The sequence below is a fragment of the Phenylobacterium sp. genome, from assembly GCF_036264965.1.
GTDB lineage: Bacteria > Pseudomonadota > Alphaproteobacteria > Caulobacterales > Caulobacteraceae > Phenylobacterium.
On record NZ_DATAPY010000011.1, the window covers coordinates 1 to 16,686 of the forward strand.

At 67.2% G+C, this 16,686-nt stretch carries 10 protein-coding genes; 8 read left to right on the forward strand and 2 right to left on the reverse strand.

What is annotated here, in order from left to right; genetic code table 11:
• Positions 1-30 precede the first annotated feature (30 nt).
• From VHS75_RS00950 to VHS75_RS00960, 3 genes are all read left to right on the forward strand, one after another.
• Entirely contained in the window at positions 31-5,358 is a 5,328-nt protein-coding gene (locus VHS75_RS00950) for a HAMP domain-containing protein (protein ID WP_329636728.1), read from the forward strand.
• Positions 5,359-5,360: 2 nt separating this feature from the next.
• On the forward strand, positions 5,361-7,463 hold the full coding sequence (locus tag VHS75_RS00955) for a response regulator (RefSeq protein WP_329636729.1): 2,103 nt from the start codon (positions 5,361-5,363) through the stop codon (positions 7,461-7,463).
• Positions 7,464-7,598: 135 nt separating this feature from the next.
• Entirely contained in the window at positions 7,599-7,934 is a 336-nt protein-coding gene (locus VHS75_RS00960) for a hypothetical protein (RefSeq protein ID WP_329636730.1), read from the forward strand.
• Positions 7,935-8,334: 400 nt separating this feature from the next.
• On the opposite strand, the gene VHS75_RS00965 is transcribed toward VHS75_RS00960, so the two are convergent.
• A complete protein-coding gene (locus VHS75_RS00965) occupies positions 8,335-8,478 on the reverse strand; it encodes a hypothetical protein (protein WP_329636731.1) in 144 nt (47 codons plus the stop codon).
• 193 nt (positions 8,479-8,671) lie between these two features.
• Here VHS75_RS00965 and VHS75_RS00970 point away from each other — a divergent pair, with 193 nt between their 5' ends.
• A complete protein-coding gene (locus tag VHS75_RS00970) occupies positions 8,672-10,039 on the forward strand; it encodes a HAMP domain-containing sensor histidine kinase (protein ID WP_329636732.1) in 1,368 nt (455 codons plus the stop codon).
• Here the strand turns inward: VHS75_RS00970 and VHS75_RS00975 are convergent, their stop codons facing one another.
• Positions 10,040-10,657, reverse strand: a complete 618-nt coding sequence (locus tag VHS75_RS00975) for a sensor histidine kinase (protein WP_329636733.1) — start codon at positions 10,655-10,657, stop codon at positions 10,040-10,042.
• A gap of 298 nt (positions 10,658-10,955) precedes the next feature.
• Here VHS75_RS00975 and VHS75_RS00980 point away from each other — a divergent pair, with 298 nt between their 5' ends.
• The 4 genes from VHS75_RS00980 to VHS75_RS00995 form a co-directional block, all read left to right on the forward strand.
• Positions 10,956-11,639: a response regulator transcription factor gene (locus tag VHS75_RS00980; RefSeq protein ID WP_329636734.1), complete on the forward strand. Its 684-nt coding sequence runs from the start codon at positions 10,956-10,958 to the stop codon at positions 11,637-11,639.
• Positions 11,640-11,808: 169 nt separating this feature from the next.
• Positions 11,809-12,726 carry an NAD(P)-dependent oxidoreductase gene (locus VHS75_RS00985; protein ID WP_329636735.1) on the forward strand — a complete coding sequence of 306 codons (918 nt, stop codon included), beginning with the start codon at positions 11,809-11,811 and terminating at the stop codon, positions 12,724-12,726.
• Positions 12,727-12,728: 2 nt separating this feature from the next.
• A complete protein-coding gene (locus VHS75_RS00990; RefSeq protein ID WP_329636736.1) occupies positions 12,729-13,727 on the forward strand; it encodes an aldo/keto reductase in 999 nt (332 codons plus the stop codon).
• A gap of 46 nt (positions 13,728-13,773) precedes the next feature.
• The coding region (locus VHS75_RS00995) for an efflux RND transporter permease subunit (RefSeq protein WP_329636737.1) at positions 13,774-16,686 on the forward strand (2,913 nt) is incomplete at its 3' end.

The window sequence follows — 16,686 nt, forward strand, 5'->3', positions numbered from 1 at the left end:
CTTTCCAGCTTCGCCGCGGAAGTGACGCGCGTGGCCCGCGACGTCGGCACCGAAGGAAAACTGGGCGGCCAGGCGCAAGTCCGCGGCGTCGCCGGTACCTGGAAAGACCTCACCGACAACGTCAACCTGATGGCATCCAACCTGACGGTGCAGCTCCGCGACGTGTCGAAGGTCGCCACCGCCATCGCCAACGGCGACCTTACACAAAAGATCACCGTGGACGTGAAGGGCGAAATCCTCCAGATCAAAAACGTAATCAACACGATGGTGGACCAGCTCTCGTCCTTCGCCGCGGAGGTGACGCGCGTCGCACGGGAGGTGGGAACGGAAGGCAAGCTGGGCGGCCAGGCGGTGGTGGAAGGCGTGTCGGGCACGTGGAAGGACTTGACCGACTCGGTGAACTCCATGGCCGGGAACCTCACCGGCCAGGTGCGAAACATCGCCGACGTGACGACTGCGGTCGCGAAGGGGGACCTCTCGCGCAAGATCACGGTGGACGTGAAGGGCGAGATCCTCGAGTTGAAGAACACCATCAACACGATGGTGGACCAGCTCTCATCCTTCGCCGCGGAGGTGACGCGCGTCGCGCGCGAGGTGGGTACCGAAGGGCGCCTCGGCGGGCAGGCATTCGTGGAAGGCGTGTCCGGCACGTGGAAGGACTTGACCGACTCCGTGAACTACATGGCCTCGAACCTCACGGGCCAGGTGCGAAACATCGCGGAGGTGACCACGGCGGTTGCGACCGGCGATCTTTCCAAGAAGATCACGGTGGACGTGAAGGGCGAGGTGCTGGAGCTGAAGAACACCATCAACACGATGGTGGACCAGCTGCGGTCGTTCGCTTCGGAAGTGACGCGGGTGGCGCGCGAGGTGGGCACGGAAGGCCGGCTCGGCGGCCAGGCCCGAGTCGAGGGCGTGTCGGGCACGTGGAAGGACTTGACCGATTCCGTGAACTCCATGGCCGGCAACCTGACGGGCCAGGTGCGAAACATCGCCGACGTGACCACGGCCGTGGCGCGAGGCGATCTCTCCCGCAAGATCACGGTGGACGTGAAGGGCGAGATCCTCGAGCTGAAGAACACGATCAACACGATGGTGGACCAGCTCTCGTCCTTCGCCGCGGAGGTGACGCGCGTCGCGCGGGAGGTGGGCACGGAAGGCAAGCTGGGCGGCCAGGCGCAGGTGAAGGGCGTGGCCGGCACTTGGAAGGACCTCACAGACAACGTGAACCTGATGGCCGCCAACCTGACCGGCCAGGTGCGGAACATCGCCGAGGTGACCACCGCGGTGGCCATGGGCGACTTGTCGAAGAAGATCACCGTCGACGTGCGCGGCGAGATCCTGGAGCTGAAGAACACCATCAACACCATGGTGGACCAGCTGAACTCGTTCTCGTCGGAAGTGACCCGGGTGGCGCGCGAAGTGGGCACCGAGGGCAAGCTGGGCGGTCAGGCCCAGGTGAAGGGCGTCGGGGGCACCTGGAAGGAGCTGACCGACAATGTGAACTTCATGGCCGCCAACCTGACCGGCCAGGTCCGCAACATCGCCGAGGTGACCACCGCCGTGGCCATGGGCGACCTGTCGAAGAAGATCACCGTCGACGTGCGGGGCGAGATCCTCGAGCTGAAGAACACCATCAACACCATGGTGGACCAGCTGAACTCCTTCTCCTCCGAAGTGACCCGCGTGGCCCGCGAGGTGGGCACCGAGGGCAAGCTGGGCGGTCAGGCGCAGGTGCGCGGCGTGGCTGGCACCTGGAAAGAGCTGACCGACAATGTGAACCTGATGGCCGGCAACCTGACCGGTCAGGTCCGCAACATCGCCGACGTGACCACCGCCGTGGCCAAGGGCGACCTGTCGAAGAAGATCACCGTGGACGTGCGCGGCGAGATCCTGGAGCTGAAGTCGACCATCAACATCATGGTGGACCAGCTGAACGGTTTCGCCTCGGAAGTGACCCGCGTCGCCCGTGAAGTGGGTACGGAAGGCAAGCTCGGCGGCCAGGCGCAGGTGCCCGGCGTCGCCGGCACCTGGAAGGACCTCACCGACAACGTGAACATGATGGCCGCCAACCTGACAGGTCAGGTGCGGAACATCGCCGACGTGGTCACCGCGGTGGCCGAGGGCGACCTGAAGCGCAAGCTGACCCTCGACGCCAAGGGCGAGATCGCCAGCCTGGCCGACACCATCAACGGCATGATCGAGACGCTGGCGACCTTCGCCGACCAGGTGACCAACGTGGCGCGCGAGGTGGGTTCGGAAGGCAAGCTCGGCGGCCAGGCCCGGGTGCCCGGCGCGGCCGGCCTGTGGCGCGACCTGACCGACAACGTCAACGAGCTGGCCGCCAACCTGACCACCCAGGTGCGCGCCATCGCAGAGGTGTCTACCGCCGTGACCCAGGGTGACCTGACGCGGTCGATCACCGTGGAGGCCTCCGGCGAGGTGGAGGAGCTGAAGAACAACATCAACGAGATGATCCGCAACCTGAAGGATCAGACGCTGAAGAACACCGAGCAGGACTGGCTGAAGACCAATCTCGCCCGGTTCACCCGCATGCTGCAGGGCGAGCGCGACCTCTCCACGGTGTCCAACCTGGTGCTGTCCGAGCTGGCGCCGCTGATCAACGCCCAGCACGCGGTGTTCTATGTCGCCGACGTCGACCCGGAGGGCCAGGAGGTCCTGAACCTGGCGGCCACCTACGCCTTCAACAACCGCAAGCACCTGGCCAGCGCGTTCAAGCTGCGCGAGGGCCTGATCGGCCAGTGCGCCTACGAGAAATCGCGCATCCTGCTGACCAACGTGCCGTCCGACTATGTGCAGATCTCGTCCGGCCTGGGGGAGGCGGCGCCGCAGAACATCATCGTGCTGCCCGCGCTGTTCGAAGGCGACGTGAAGGCGGTGATCGAGTTGGCGACCCTCGGCGACTTCAACGAGACCCAGCAGGCCTTCCTCGATCAGCTGATGGAGTCCATCGGCATCGTGCTCTCGACCATCGCGGCCAACATGCGCACCGAGGGCCTGTTGAAGCAGTCCCAGCTGCTGACGTCCGAGCTGCAAGCCCAGCAGGAGGAGCTCACCAAGACCAACGACCGGCTGGAACAGCAGGCGGCCTCCCTGCGGCAATCCGAGGAGCTGCTGCGCACCAAGCAGGAAGAGCTGCAGCAGACCAACGCCGAGCTTGAGGAAAAGGCCCAGCTGCTTTCCGAGCAGAATACCCAGGTGGAAGGCAAGAACCGCGAGGTCGAGCAGGCCAAGCTGGCCCTGGAGGACAAGGCCGAGCAGCTGGCGGTGACCTCGAAGTACAAGTCCGAGTTCCTGGCCAACATGAGCCACGAGTTGCGCACGCCGCTGAACTCGCTGCTGATCCTTTCGAAGCTGCTGGCCGACAACGGCCAGGGCAACCTGTCCGACAAGCAGGTCGAGTTCGCCCGCAACATCCATGATGCCGGCACGGACCTGCTCGGCCTGATCAACGACGTCCTCGATGTGGCCAAGATAGAGTCCGGCACCGTCACCCTGGACATCGGCGAGATGTCCTTGGCCAGCCTCCGCGACCAGGTCGACCGGACCTTCTCGCAGGTCGCCATGGACAAGAAGCTGGACTTCGAGATCCGGCTCGAGCGGTCGCTGCCGCGCTCGATGTACACCGACGACAAACGCTTGCAGCAGATCATCAAGAACCTGCTCTCCAACGCGTTCAAGTTCACCGAACGCGGCTTCGTGAAGCTGGAGGTCAGGCGGGTGCAGGGCGGCTGGAGTCCGGATAACGACCACTTGAACACCGCGGGCCAGGTCCTGGCGTTCAGCGTCCAGGACTCCGGCATCGGCATCCCGGAGGACAAGCAGCGGATCATCTTCGAGGCCTTCCAGCAGGCTGACGGCACCACCAGCCGCAAATACGGCGGCACGGGTCTGGGCCTGTCGATCAGCCGCGAGATCACCCGGGTGCTGGGCGGCGAACTGCGGGTCGAAAGCCGGCCCGGCGAAGGCTCGACCTTCACCCTTTTCCTGCCCCTGAACTTCAGCCCGCAGGCGCAGGCGCCGTCCGCCGGCCGCACCCTGGCGATCACCGCACGGATGGCCGCCGGCGCGAGCCTGTCGGACGACGCGCCGGAGCCGGTCGCCGACGACCGCGACGGGATCGCGCCCGGCGACGCCACGGTGCTGATCGTCGAGGACGATCCGCGTTTCGCCGCCATCCTGCTGTCGCTGGTTCGCGACAGCGGCTTCAAGGGCGTCGTGACCGGCGAAGGGGCCGCGGTGGCGGCGCTCGCCCGGCGCTTTGCGCCCGACGCCATCATGCTGGACATCGGCCTGCCGGACATGGACGGCTTGGCGTTGTTGGACCTCTTGAAGCGCACGTCTGAGACCCGGCATATCCCGGTGCATGTGATTTCCGCCGACGACCAGCGCGGGCTCGGGTTCGCGATCGGGGCCTTTGGCTTCACCCACAAGCCGGTGGACCGCGAGGTCGTGATCTCGACCCTGGAGGCGGTGAAGACCTTCGTCGCGAGGAGCGACCGCCGCGTCGTCCTGGTCGGCCAGGAGGGCGAGGCGGCCGAGGCCCTGCGCCAGTGTTTCGGGGAGGTCGAGGTCACCGACGACCTCGCCGCGGTGCTGTCGGGGCGCGGCGCGGACCGCTCGGCGGTCCTGGTCGTGGCGATCCCCGAAGTCGCGACAGCCGGGCTTATTGACGGCCTCAAGAAGATCGAACATCGGCCCGCCGTGGTGGCCTTCGCGCCGGACGAGCTGCCGGCCGAGGACGATCGGCGGCTGCGGCTCGGCGTATTCGGCGGCTTGGTCCGGCTGGCGCGCACCGCCGACCAGCTGATCGAACAGACCAGCCAGTTGCTGCATCAGCCGCTGGAGGCGCTGTCGGAGCCCACCAAGGCCAAGCTCGCCCAGAGCCGCGCGGCGGACACCGTTCTGACCGGCCGCAAGGTGCTGATGATCGACGACGACATCCGCAACATCTTCTCGCTGGCCAGTGCTCTGGAGGATTACGGCGTCGAGTTCATCTATGCCGAGAGCGGCCGCGGCGGGGTCGAGCTGCTGGACGCCACGCCCGACGCCGACGTCGTGCTGGTCGACATCATGATGCCCGACATGGACGGCTACGAAGCCATCCGCGAGATCCGCTCGCGGCCGATGTTCGCTGACCTGCCGGTGATCGCGGTGACCGCCAAGGCGATGAAGGGCGACCGGCAGAAGTGCATCCAGGCCGGCGCCTCGGACTATGTTTCCAAGCCGGTCGACATCGATCATCTGGTCTCGGTGCTGCGCGTCTCGGTCCAGAAGTCGGACGCCCGGCGACTGGCCACCGAGCCGGTCGCCCCCCGGATGCCGCAGGCGGTTTGAGCATGGCCGCAGGCATGGGCCAGGTTCGCGCCGAGGGAACGGCTCCCGCGGAGCCGCCAGACCTGGCGACCCCGTTGCGGGCCAAGGTGCTGATCGTCGACGACGACGAGCGCAACGCCTTTGCGGCCGTGCAGGCCCTGGAGGAGCTTGGCCACGAGCTGGTGGTGGCCCCCTCCGGCGACGAGGCGCTGCGGCGGGTGCTGCAGGACGACTTCGCGGTGATCCTGCTGGACCTGCACATGCCGGGGATGGACGGCTACGAGACCGCCGCCCTGATCCGCGGCCGCAAGCGTACGGCCCGCACCCCGATCGTGTTCCTGACGGCGATCTTTCGCGACGAGGCGCACGTCTTCAAGGCCTACTCGGCCGGTGCGGTCGACATGGTGTTCAAGCCGGTCGATCCCTTCATCCTGCGCTCGAAGGTCTCGGTGCTGGTCGACATCTACCTGCGCACGGAAGAGGCCAAGCGCCTGGCCGCGCACCGACAGTGGCTGCTGGAGGAGAACGCCCGCATCCAGGCCTCCAAGATCCGGGCCGAACAGGCGCTGCGCCGCGCGGAGGCCCAGCAGCAGGCGATCCTGCAGTCCCTGCCGATCGTCTTCCATGCGCGTTCGGCCGCGCCACCGTTCGCGCCGGTCTTCGTCAGCGAGGGCGTGGAGGCGATCACGGGCTTCCCGCCGGAGGCTTTCGTCAGCGATCCCGGCTTCGGCTCCTCGCGCATCCATCCGGAGGACCTTTCGCGGGTGGTCGAGACCGTATCGGCCGCGGTGCGGACCGGCGTCTACGCCTGCGAATTCCGCTGGCTGTGCGCCGATGGCAGCTACCGTTGGCTGGCCGATCAGGGTGTGCTCGCGCCCGGCGACGACGACAGCGGACCGCAGATCTTCGGTGTCATCATGGACTCGACCGAGCGCCACTCGCTGGAGGAGCAGCTCGTGCAGGCCCACAAGATGGAGGCCGTCGGCCAGCTGACCGGTGGAGTCGCCCACGATTTCAACAATCTATTGACCGTCGTGCTGGGCAACGTCGACATCATGGCGCGCCGGTCCGAGGATGACGTGAAGCGGGCGCTGCGCATCGACGCCATCCGCCAGGCCGCCGAGCGCGGCCGCGATCTCACCCGGCAGCTCCTGGCCTTCTCACGCCGCCAGAACCTCCAGCCCGTGACCGTCGACGTCCGCCGCCTGGTCCAGGACTTCTGCCCGCTGATCCGCCAGGCGGTCGGCGAGGCGGTTACAGTTCGCCTGGACCTGGGCGACGAAGCGCTGCGCGCCAACATCGACGTCACCCAGATGGAGGCGGCGCTTCTGAACCTGGCGGTCAACGCCCGCGACGCCATGGAAGGCGACGGGACCCTGACGATCTCCGCCTCGACGCTGGCGGCGGCAGACCCTAGCGGCCTGCCCGCCGGCGCCATTTGCCTGGCCGTCGAGGACACCGGCAAGGGCATGAGCCCCGAGGTGCGGGCGCGCGTGTTCGAACCCTTCTTCACGACCAAGGAGGTCGGTCGCGGTTCCGGGCTGGGGCTTTCCCAGGTCTATGGGTTCGTGCAGCAGTCGGAGGGACATGTGCGGATATCGAGCGCCGCGCAGGTGGGCACGCGCTTCGAGATCCTGCTGCCGGTTTCGACCGAGCCGATTGAAGCGCCTGTCTCCAAGCCGATCTACGAGGACATGGTGGGCGGCAGCGAGCGGATCCTCGTGGCGGAAGACGATCCGGCGGTTTTGCGGCTGACGGTCGATCTTCTTGAGGGGCTTGGCTACCAGGTCGTCAGCGCGACGACCGCGGACGAGGCGCTCGCGATCCTGCGGCAGGACCCGCAGATCGCTCTGCTATTCTCCGACGTCGTCATGCCCGGCGGCACGAGCGGGATCGCCCTCGCAGAGGCGGCGCAGCGGGAGCGGAAAGCCCTGAAGATCCTGCTGACCTCCGGCTTCATCGGCCACAAGGAGCTGTTGGGCGGCGCCAATCACACCATTCTGGACAAACCGTACGAGGCCGCGGCGTTGGCGGCCAAGCTGCGTAAACTGCTCGACGCACCCCATCGAGCGCCGTCAACGCGCCGTCAGGTTCGCGCGGCAAAGAGGACCAATCAGGTCGCCTAGGGCGGAGAGCGCCGCTTTCGGTCTTGCGCGCCGCCTTCGCCATTGCTCCTGGCCTCCGAACAATTCTCGGCGGAGCGCCGCAAGATGCTAGACATCGTGTATGCATACATTCATACAATGTGATGGAACTCCGATATGGAGATGCCGATGCGCAGCCAAGTCCTGGCCATGAGCTTGCTTTTGCTGGCCGCCACACCCGCCGCCGCCGATACGGCGCAAGAGATCGCCGCCCACGGCATGAGCCTGACGTTCCAGAGCGCGGGCTTTGAGTTGACCTTCACGCCCGACGGCAAATTCACCGGCATGAACGGACAGATCAACGGGACGTGGCGGATCGATGGCGACAAGGTCTGCTCCACGGGCGGGATCAGGCCGGGGGAAAACTGTATGGCCTTTCCCGCCGACAAGAAGTCGGGCGACACTTTCGAGGTCAGCCTGCCGGCGGGTTTGGTGACGGTGAAGATCAAATAGCCATGGCTGACCGCGTGAGTGAATCAATCTCCTGAGATGGCCGCTCACGCGATGGAGGACCCAAAATGGTGTTTCCCACAGGAACGGGCAGACAGCTGGCTGTCCTACTTTATGTGATGGCGATGGCGGCCATCATAGTCGGCGTTGATCTGAGCTTCTTCAGACACCGGGTCTGGTTCTGGGAACGGTTAGCGGTGAACGTTGGCGTCGTTTTGGTGTTCGTTGCGTTCTACTTCAGATTTTTCGGGCGTCCGTAAGCACGTCGCGCTTTGATCGTCGCCGGCCGGAAAATCCGTCTCCCGCCCCAAACGGACCCACGGCGATGATTCCGACGTCAGCTTGTCGGTCAGGTTCTCGCCGAAGAAGGCCGGAGGCGGACTCCGTGTGAAGTGGGGGCGCCTCACAGCAGCCGGAAGGCAACCGTCGCCACGGCCCCCAGGGCGAGTACGATCAGGGCGAGCCCGCCCAACCGCGGCGACACGAGGCAAAGCAAGCCCGCGAACACCAGGGCGAAGGCGCCTCCTAGCCACGATTTCCAACCCACGTTGGTCTCCAAACGCGAACCCGGCCCCCGCGGGCTATGGGAGACATCTTCGCAGGCTCGCGCGGCGGCGGCCTCGCCCGGGACTTACAAGGGTGTAAGCTCGCCTTGGAGTTGCCTGCGGAGCAGCGCCGTACAAGAGCGCCGACAGGAGGGCGCACATGGCGTCATCGATCGCGGACCGGAGGATATAGGGATGCCGTTCCCCGGCCCGTCCTTTCGCCTGCGGCCGCTGGCGTTCACCGCCTTTGCGATGATCACGGTGCTTGGGGCCGTCGCCATCGCCTTCTACCTGGTCAACCTGGCGGGTGAGCGCGTCTTCCTCGCCCGCGAGCGCGACGTCGCTCTGGCTGAGAGGCAGATCCTGGCGGAGGTCTTCAACTCGGAGGGCTCGCAAGGGCTGGTGACGCGGATGGAGCGCCGTTCGCGGTTGGCGGCCGCGGAAGCCCACTACGGACTGTTCGACATCCACGGGCGTCGCCTGGGCGGCGACCTGCTGGCGGCTCCAGCTTCGCCGCCCCTGGACGGCTGGGCCAAGGTTCATGCCCGCACGAAGGCGGGCCCGATCGCCTTTTACGCCACCGCCGGCAGGCTGCCGGACGGATCGCTGCTGATCGTCGGCCGCGATACCGCCGGACAGCGAGACTTCGAAGCCCGAACCGCCGACGGACTCCTGGTCGGGCTCGCGATCGTGGTCACGACCAGCCTGGGCGTAGGCCTGTTGCTGAACGCCCTGCTGATCCAGCGCGCCGGAGCTGTCGCCAGCGTCGCAGAGCGCATCGCCGCCGGCGACCTGAGAGCCCGAGCCGAGGTCTCGGAGCGGGGCGACTCCTTCGACCGCATCGGCGCGTCTTTGAACAGGATGCTCGACCGCATCGAGGAACTGCTGACCGGCATGCGCACGGTCACCGACAGCCTGGCCCACGACCTGCGCACACCTCTCACCCGCATGCGCGGTGCGGTCGACAGCGCCCTCGATCCGGCGACCGGCGAGGCCGACTGCCGCGCCGCCCTGGAGGAGGTCAGCCTGGAGCTTGAGCGCGTGTCGTCGGTCTTCACGGCCCTGATCGACATCGCCCGCGCCGAGTCCGGCCTGTCCCGGGAGATGATGCAGCCCGTGCGGTTGGACGAGGTGGTGCTGGACGTCGCGAGCCTGTTTGCGCCGGTGCTCGAAGACGCCGGCCAGCAGTTGGAGATCGTCGCGCCGGGCTCGACGATCATCGAAGGGCACGAGCAATTGCTTCGCCAGGCGATCGGCAACCTGCTGTTCAACGCCGCGCGGCACGCGGGTTCCGGCGCGACCGTGAAGCTCGAGGTGCTGAACGGCGCCGGTCTTGCGGAGATCGTCGTCGCGGACGACGGCCCTGGCATTCCGGAGGCCGACCGCGGACGGGTGAAGGACCGTTTTGTCCGGCTGGACGAAGCGCGCGGCGGATCGGGGTCGGGTCTCGGGCTCTCCATCGTCGCCGCGGCCGCCAAGCTGCATGGCGGCGAGTTGCGGCTGGAGGACAACCGTCCTGGGCTCCGCGCCGTATTGACCCTGACGCGCGGAACCCCCGCCTGATCAGACATCCCGGTCCGCCAGGCGAAGCGTCACAATGACCCCGCCGGCGTCGGAATGGACAATCAGGGCGCTGCCGAGCGCCTGCGCCAGCCTGCGAACGAGCTTCATGCCGTCACCGCCGCCGCCGCCACGCAGGCCTGAACCGTTGTCGGCGACCTGGCATATCCATCCGTCTCCGGCGCGGCGCAGTGACACGCTGACCCGGCCGCCGCTGCGCCCGCCGAAGGCGTGCTTGGCCGCGTTGGTGACCAGCTCGACGATGATCAGACTCAACTTCTGGCAGACCGCGTGCGGCAAGTCGGCGGCGTCGGACCGGAACTCGCACCACACGCCGCGCGGCGCCAGATGTGCGACGCACAGCTCTTCGCAGAGCTTCGCCAGGTGGGCCGCCGCATCGACGCGATCCTGGCCGGAATCCTCGCCGAGGGTCCGGTGCACGCTGGCGAAGGCCTGGATGCGACTGGAGAAGACGTTGACGGCGTCGCGGACGGCCGGATCGGCAAACCCGCGGAAGTCGTTCCGCAGCAGTCCGTGTAGTGCGGTGAGGGTGTTGAGGAACCGGTGGTTCGCCTCCCGCGAGGCGAGCTGCGCATCCAGCTCGACGATGGCGAAGGTCATGATGCAGCTCCGATGGCGTGGCCGAGCACTCGGGACTGCAGCCGGACGAGCGGATCGCCCCTGCGCTCTCGTTGAATCTTGGCCGATCGCCTCACAGCGGGCTGCGCTTCGACCTTACAGGAATTCAAACTAGGCCACGCCGCTCGGCCCCACAGCTTTGTAAGGAAGCCGAATAGGCGTCCGCTAGGCGCGGCCCCCACGTATGAGCGAGGCCGTGTTGCCAAGACCGGGCCTCGGGTCCTAGCTGACGCTACGCCCCAGAGGGTGGACCGGCGGTCGGACGTGAAGGAGCTTAGGCATGTCCAGGCGCGTGCTGGTGGTCGAAGATGATGCGTCGACCGCGGACTATATCGCCAAGGGTCTGCGCGAAGAGGGATTCACGGTCGAACACGTCGGCGACGGCCGCGATGCGCTCTATATGGCGACCTCGTCCGAGTTCGACGCCATCGTCATGGACCGCATGATCCCCGGTCTGGACGGGCTGGCGGTGGTCAAGGCCCTGCGGGCCGCGGGCGCGCCGACCCCGATCCTGATCCTTTCGGCCATGGGCCATCTGGACGAGCGGGTCAAAGGACTGCGGGCGGGCGGGGACGACTATCTGACCAAGCCGTTCGGGTTTTCCGAACTCCACGCGCGGCTTGAGAACCTGATCCGTCGACGCACCGAGAAAGCCGTCGAAACGGAGCTCCGCTGCGGCGACCTGGTGATGGACCTGCTGACCCGCAAGGTGGTCCGGGCGGGCCGGCCGATCGAGCTCCTGCCGCGCGAGTTCAAATTGCTCGAGTTCCTGCTGCGCAACCAGAACCGCGTAGTCACTCGGGTGATGCTGCTCGAACGGGTCTGGGACTACCGCTTCGATCCCCACACCAGCATCATCGACACCCATATCAGCCGACTGCGGAAGTCGCTGGAGACCGGGTTCGACAAGCCTCTGCTGCACACCGTCCGCGGCGCCGGCTACCGATTGGCGGAAGAGCCCTAGACGCTGTCTAGGGCGGGCGCCGGCTCCGCGCGCCGCCTGACACGAATGTAAGAACCGGCGCGCGGCGCCTGACAGGATCGCCCCCCAAATCTCGTCTTCAAGATCGCAGGCCGCGCCTGGACCGGCGCGGCCGCAGCGGTCGAAAGTCGTCACAACGCGAGGCGTCATCATGAAGATCGGTTTCATCGGGCTGGGGCGCATGGGCGCCGGCATGGCCGCCAATCTGTTGAAGGCGGGCCATGAGGTCACCGTCTACAATCGCTCGCCTGCGAAGACTGCGGCGTTGGCCGCGCAGGGCGCCAAGGTCGCCGTGACCATCGCGGATGCTTGCCGCGGTGAAGCGGTCCTGACGATGCTGGCGAACGACCAGGCCGTCGAAGACGTCGTCTTCGGCGACGGCGGCGTGATCGAGACACTGTCTCCGGGCGCGATCCACATCTCCTCGAGCACGATCAGCGTCGTCCTCGCCGAGCGGCTGACGCTGGCGCATCGTGAGCTCAACAGCCGGCTCGTCTCAGCGCCGGTCTTCGGCCGGCCGGAGGTCGCCGCGGCGGGCCAACTCGCCGTCGTCGCCGCCGGCCCCGCCGCCGCGATCGATGATGCCGGTCCGATCCTCGATGCGATCGGGCGGGCGACGTTCATTGTCTCGGAGACGCCCGCCCACGCCAATCTGGTGAAGCTCAGCGGCAATTTCCTGCTGGCGTCCGTGATCGAGGCGCTGGGGGAGGCGATGGCGCTGGTCGGTAAGGCCGGCATCGACCGCACGCGATATCTCGACACGATCACCTCGGCCCTCTTCGACGTCCCGGCTTACAGGCTCTACGGCGCCATGATCGCCGAAGGTCGGTTCGAGCCGGCCGGCTTCGCCGCGCCCCTGGGACAGAAGGACATACGGCTGGCCCTCGCTGCGGCCGAAGGCCTCAACGTGCCGATGCCGCTCGCCAGCCTGCTGCGCGACCGGTTCCTGACCCTCATGGCCCAGGGCGGCGACCAGCTCGACTGGTCGGCCATAGGCGGCCTGGCGGCCGCCGACGCGGGCCAGCCCCGGCGCGGCCGAACCAACACCTCAGACGCAGAAAGGACCTGAACATGGAAAAGATGATGATCGGCGCCTCGGGCGTGACAACCTCCCGTATCGGCCTCGGAACCTGGGCGATCGGCGGCTGGATGTGGGGCGGCGCCGACGAGGCTCAGTCGATCGCCACCATTCGCTCGGCTGTCGAGCGCGGGGTGACGTTGATCGACACGGCGCCGGTATACGGCTTCGGCGTCTCGGAGGAGGTCGTCGGCAAGGCCATCGCCGAGGGTCGCCTGCGCGACAAGGTGCAAATCGCCACCAAGGTGGGGCTGTCCTGGGAGGACGGAAAACCCTTCCGCGATTCCAGCCCCGCGCGCATCCGCCAGGAGATCGAAGCGTCGCTGCGTCGCCTGCGCACCGACGTGATCGACCTCTACCAGGTGCATTGGCCCGACAACGAGACCCCGATCGCCCAGACCGCGGAGGCGCTGGGCGAGCTGCGCCGTGAGGGCAAGATCCGGGCGATCGGCGTGAGCAACTTCTCACCGGCGCAGACCGACGCCTTCAGCGCGGTGACCCCGCTGGACGCCGTCCAGCCGCCCTACAACCTCTTCGAACGCGAGATCGAAGCCGATGTGCTTCCGCACGCCAAGGCCGCGGGCCTGACGGTGCTGGCCTATGGCGCCCTGTGCCGTGGCCTGCTCGCCGGCCGGATAACCGCCCAGACCGCCTTCACCGGCGATGACCTTCGCAAACAGGATCCGAAGTTCCAGGGTGAGCGCTTCCGGCGGTATCTTGCGGCGGCCGAGGCCCTGAAGACCCTGGCGCGTGAGCGTTTCGGCAAGTCGCTGCCCGCGCTCGCGGTGCGCTGGATCCTCGACCAGGGACCGACGATCGCGCTGTGGGGCGCCCGCCGTCCGGCGCAGCTCGATCCGGTCGACGAGGTCTCCGGTTGGCGCCTCGACGAGGCCGCCAAGTCGCAGATCGACGCCATTCTCAGGCGCTTCGTCGAGGACCGGATCTCCCCGGACTTCATGGCGCCGCCCGCGCGCCGGGCCTCAAGCCGCTGAGCCCGCCGGGGCCGCTGCGCCGCCTCGCACAGGAAATAGACAGAAAATGATCTGGATCGTCCGCGTCGCGCTGCAGCGGCCCTACACCTTTATCGTCCTGGCGCTCTTCATCCTGCTCGCGGGTCCGCTGGCGGCGCTGAAGACCCCCACCGACATCTTCCCGAACATCGGGGTGCCGGTGATCGGGGTCGCTTGGAGCTACACCGGCCTGCCGCCGGACGAGATGGCCGGCCGGATCATCACGCCTTACGAACGCAGCCTGCCGCTCACGGTTGGCAATATCGAGCACATCGAGAGCCAGTCGCTGGCCGGCATGGGCGTGGTGAAGATCTACTTCCAGCCCGGCGCGGACATGCGCACCGCCACCGCACAGGTCACCTCCGTCTCCCAGTCCGTCCTGAAGCAACTGCCGCCCGGCGCCACGCCGCCGTTGATCCTGAACTACAACGCCTCGACCGTGCCGATCCTGCAATTGGCCACGTCCAGCCTGCGGCAGTCCGAGCAGCAGGTGCTGGACCTGACCATGAATACGATCCGTCCGATCCTCAGCGCCGTGCCGGGCGCGGCCATTCCCTATCCCTATGGAGGGAAGGTCCGGGAGGTCGAGATCGATCTCGATCCCCAGGCGCTGCAGGCCAAGGGGCTGTCGGCGCAGGACGTCGAGGCCGCGATCGCCGCCCAGGACCAGATCATTCCCGCCGGCACGGCCAAGATCGGCTCGCTGCAATACACGGTGAAGCTCAACGACTCCCCCGAGACGGTCGATGAGTTGAACGACCTGCCGATCAAGACGGTCGGCGGCGCCACCGTCCTGATCCGCGACGTCGGCCATGTGCTCGACGGCGCGCCGCCGCAGCAGAGCGTCGTGCACGTCGACGGCTCGCGCGCCGTCCTGACGACCATCCTGAAAGCCGGCTCGGCCTCGACCCTGTCGGTGGTGCAGGGCGTGAAGGACGCCTTGCCGCGGGTGAAGGCGCTGATGCCGCCGGACTTCCGGATCGTGCCCTTGAACGATCAGTCGGTGTTCGTGAAGGCCGCCGTCTCGGGGGTGGTGAGGGAAGGGCTCATTGCCGCCAGCCTGACCAGCCTGATGATCCTGCTGTTCCTCGGCAGCTGGCGCTCGACCCTGATCATCGCGACCTCCATTCCCCTGGCGATCCTGTGCGCGATCATCGGCCTGTCCATGGCCGGCCAGACCCTGAACATCATGACCCTGGGCGGCCTGGCGCTGGCGGTCGGCATCCTTGTGGATGATGCGACGGTCACGATCGAGAACATCAACTGGCACCTGGAGCAGGGCAAGGATGTCCGGACGGCCATCCTCGACGGCGCGGCGCAGATCGTCACCCCGGCCTTCGTCAGCCTGCTCTGCATCTGCATCGTCTTCGTGCCGATGTTCGCTCTGCAGGGTGTCGCCGGGTTCCTGTTCGTGCCCATGGCCGAGGCGGTGGTGTTCGCCATGATCGGCTCGTTCGTCCTGTCGCGGACCCTGGTGCCGACGTTGGCGATGTATCTCCTGAAGCCGCATGGCCACGTTGCGGAAGGCGCTGGCGGACAGTCAGGCGCCGCGCCCGCGTCGCGCAATCCTCTGGCCCGCTTCCAGCAAGCCTTCGCCCGCCGCTTCGACGGATTCCGCGAGGTCTACAGCAATCTTCTTGGCCTGGCGCTGGCGCACCGGCGGATCTTTGTCGTGGCTTTCCTGACGGTGGTCATCGCCTCGTTTGGCCTGGCGCCGTTCCTCGGCGCGAACTTCTTCCCGTCGGTGGATTCCGGCCAGATCACCCTGCACGTCCGCCCGCCTGTCGGCACCCGGATCGAGGACGCCTCCGCCATGTTCGGCGACGTCGAACGGCAGGTCCGCCAGGTGATCCCGCCCGACGAGGTGAACTCGATCGTCGACAACATCGGCATGCCGATCAGCGCGGTGAACGTCGTCTACAGCAACACCGGCCTGATCGGTTACCAGGACGGCGACATCTTCATCAGCCTGAACGCCAAGCACCATCCGACGGCCGGCTATGTGAAGACGCTGCGCGAGCGGCTGCCGGCCGCTTTCCCCGGCGCGACCTTCTCGTTCCCGCCGGCCGACATCATCAGCCAGATCCTGAATTTCGGCTCGCCCGCGCCGCTCGACCTGCAGATCGCCGGCCCGGACCGGCAGAAGAACCAGGCCTACGCCCTGGAGCTGCTGCGCCGCATGCAGACCATCCGCGGGATCGCCGATGCGCGCATGCAGCAATCGATGGACAATCCGCAGCTGCGCGTCGACGTCGACCGGTCCCGGATGGCCCAGTTGGGACTGACGGAGCGCGACGTGACCAACAGCGTTTCCACGTCCCTGGCCGGCAGTTCGCAGGGCCAGCCGATCTTCTGGCTGAACCCCGCCAACGGGGTCTCCTACCCCGTCGTCGCCCAGACGCCGGAGTACAGCGTCAATACCCTGCCGGCGCTGGAGAACCTGCCGGTGACGGGCACGGCGCCGACGACCGGACTGCAGATCCTCGGCGGGCTCGGCAAGATCAGCCGGGAACAGTCGAGCGCCGTGGTCAGCCACTACGACATCCAGCCGGTGATCGACCTCTACGCGACGACGCAGGGCCGTGACTTGGCCGGAGTCGCCCACGACGTGCAGGCCCTGATCGCCGCGACCGCCAAGGACGCGCCGAAGGGGGCGACCGTCACCCTGCGCGGCCAGGTCTCCACGATGAACACTGCCTTCGCGGGCCTGGGCTTCGGGCTGCTCGGTGCGATCGTGCTGATCTACCTGCTGATCGTCGTGAACTTCCAGTCCTGGCTCGACCCGTTCGTGATCATCACCGCCCTGCCGGCCGCCCTGGCCGGGATCGTCTGGATGCTGTTCGCCACGGGCACGACCCTGTCGGTGCCCGCCTTGACGGGCGCCATCATGTGCATGGGCGTGGCGACCGCCAACTCCATCCTGGTGGTCAGCTTCGCCCGC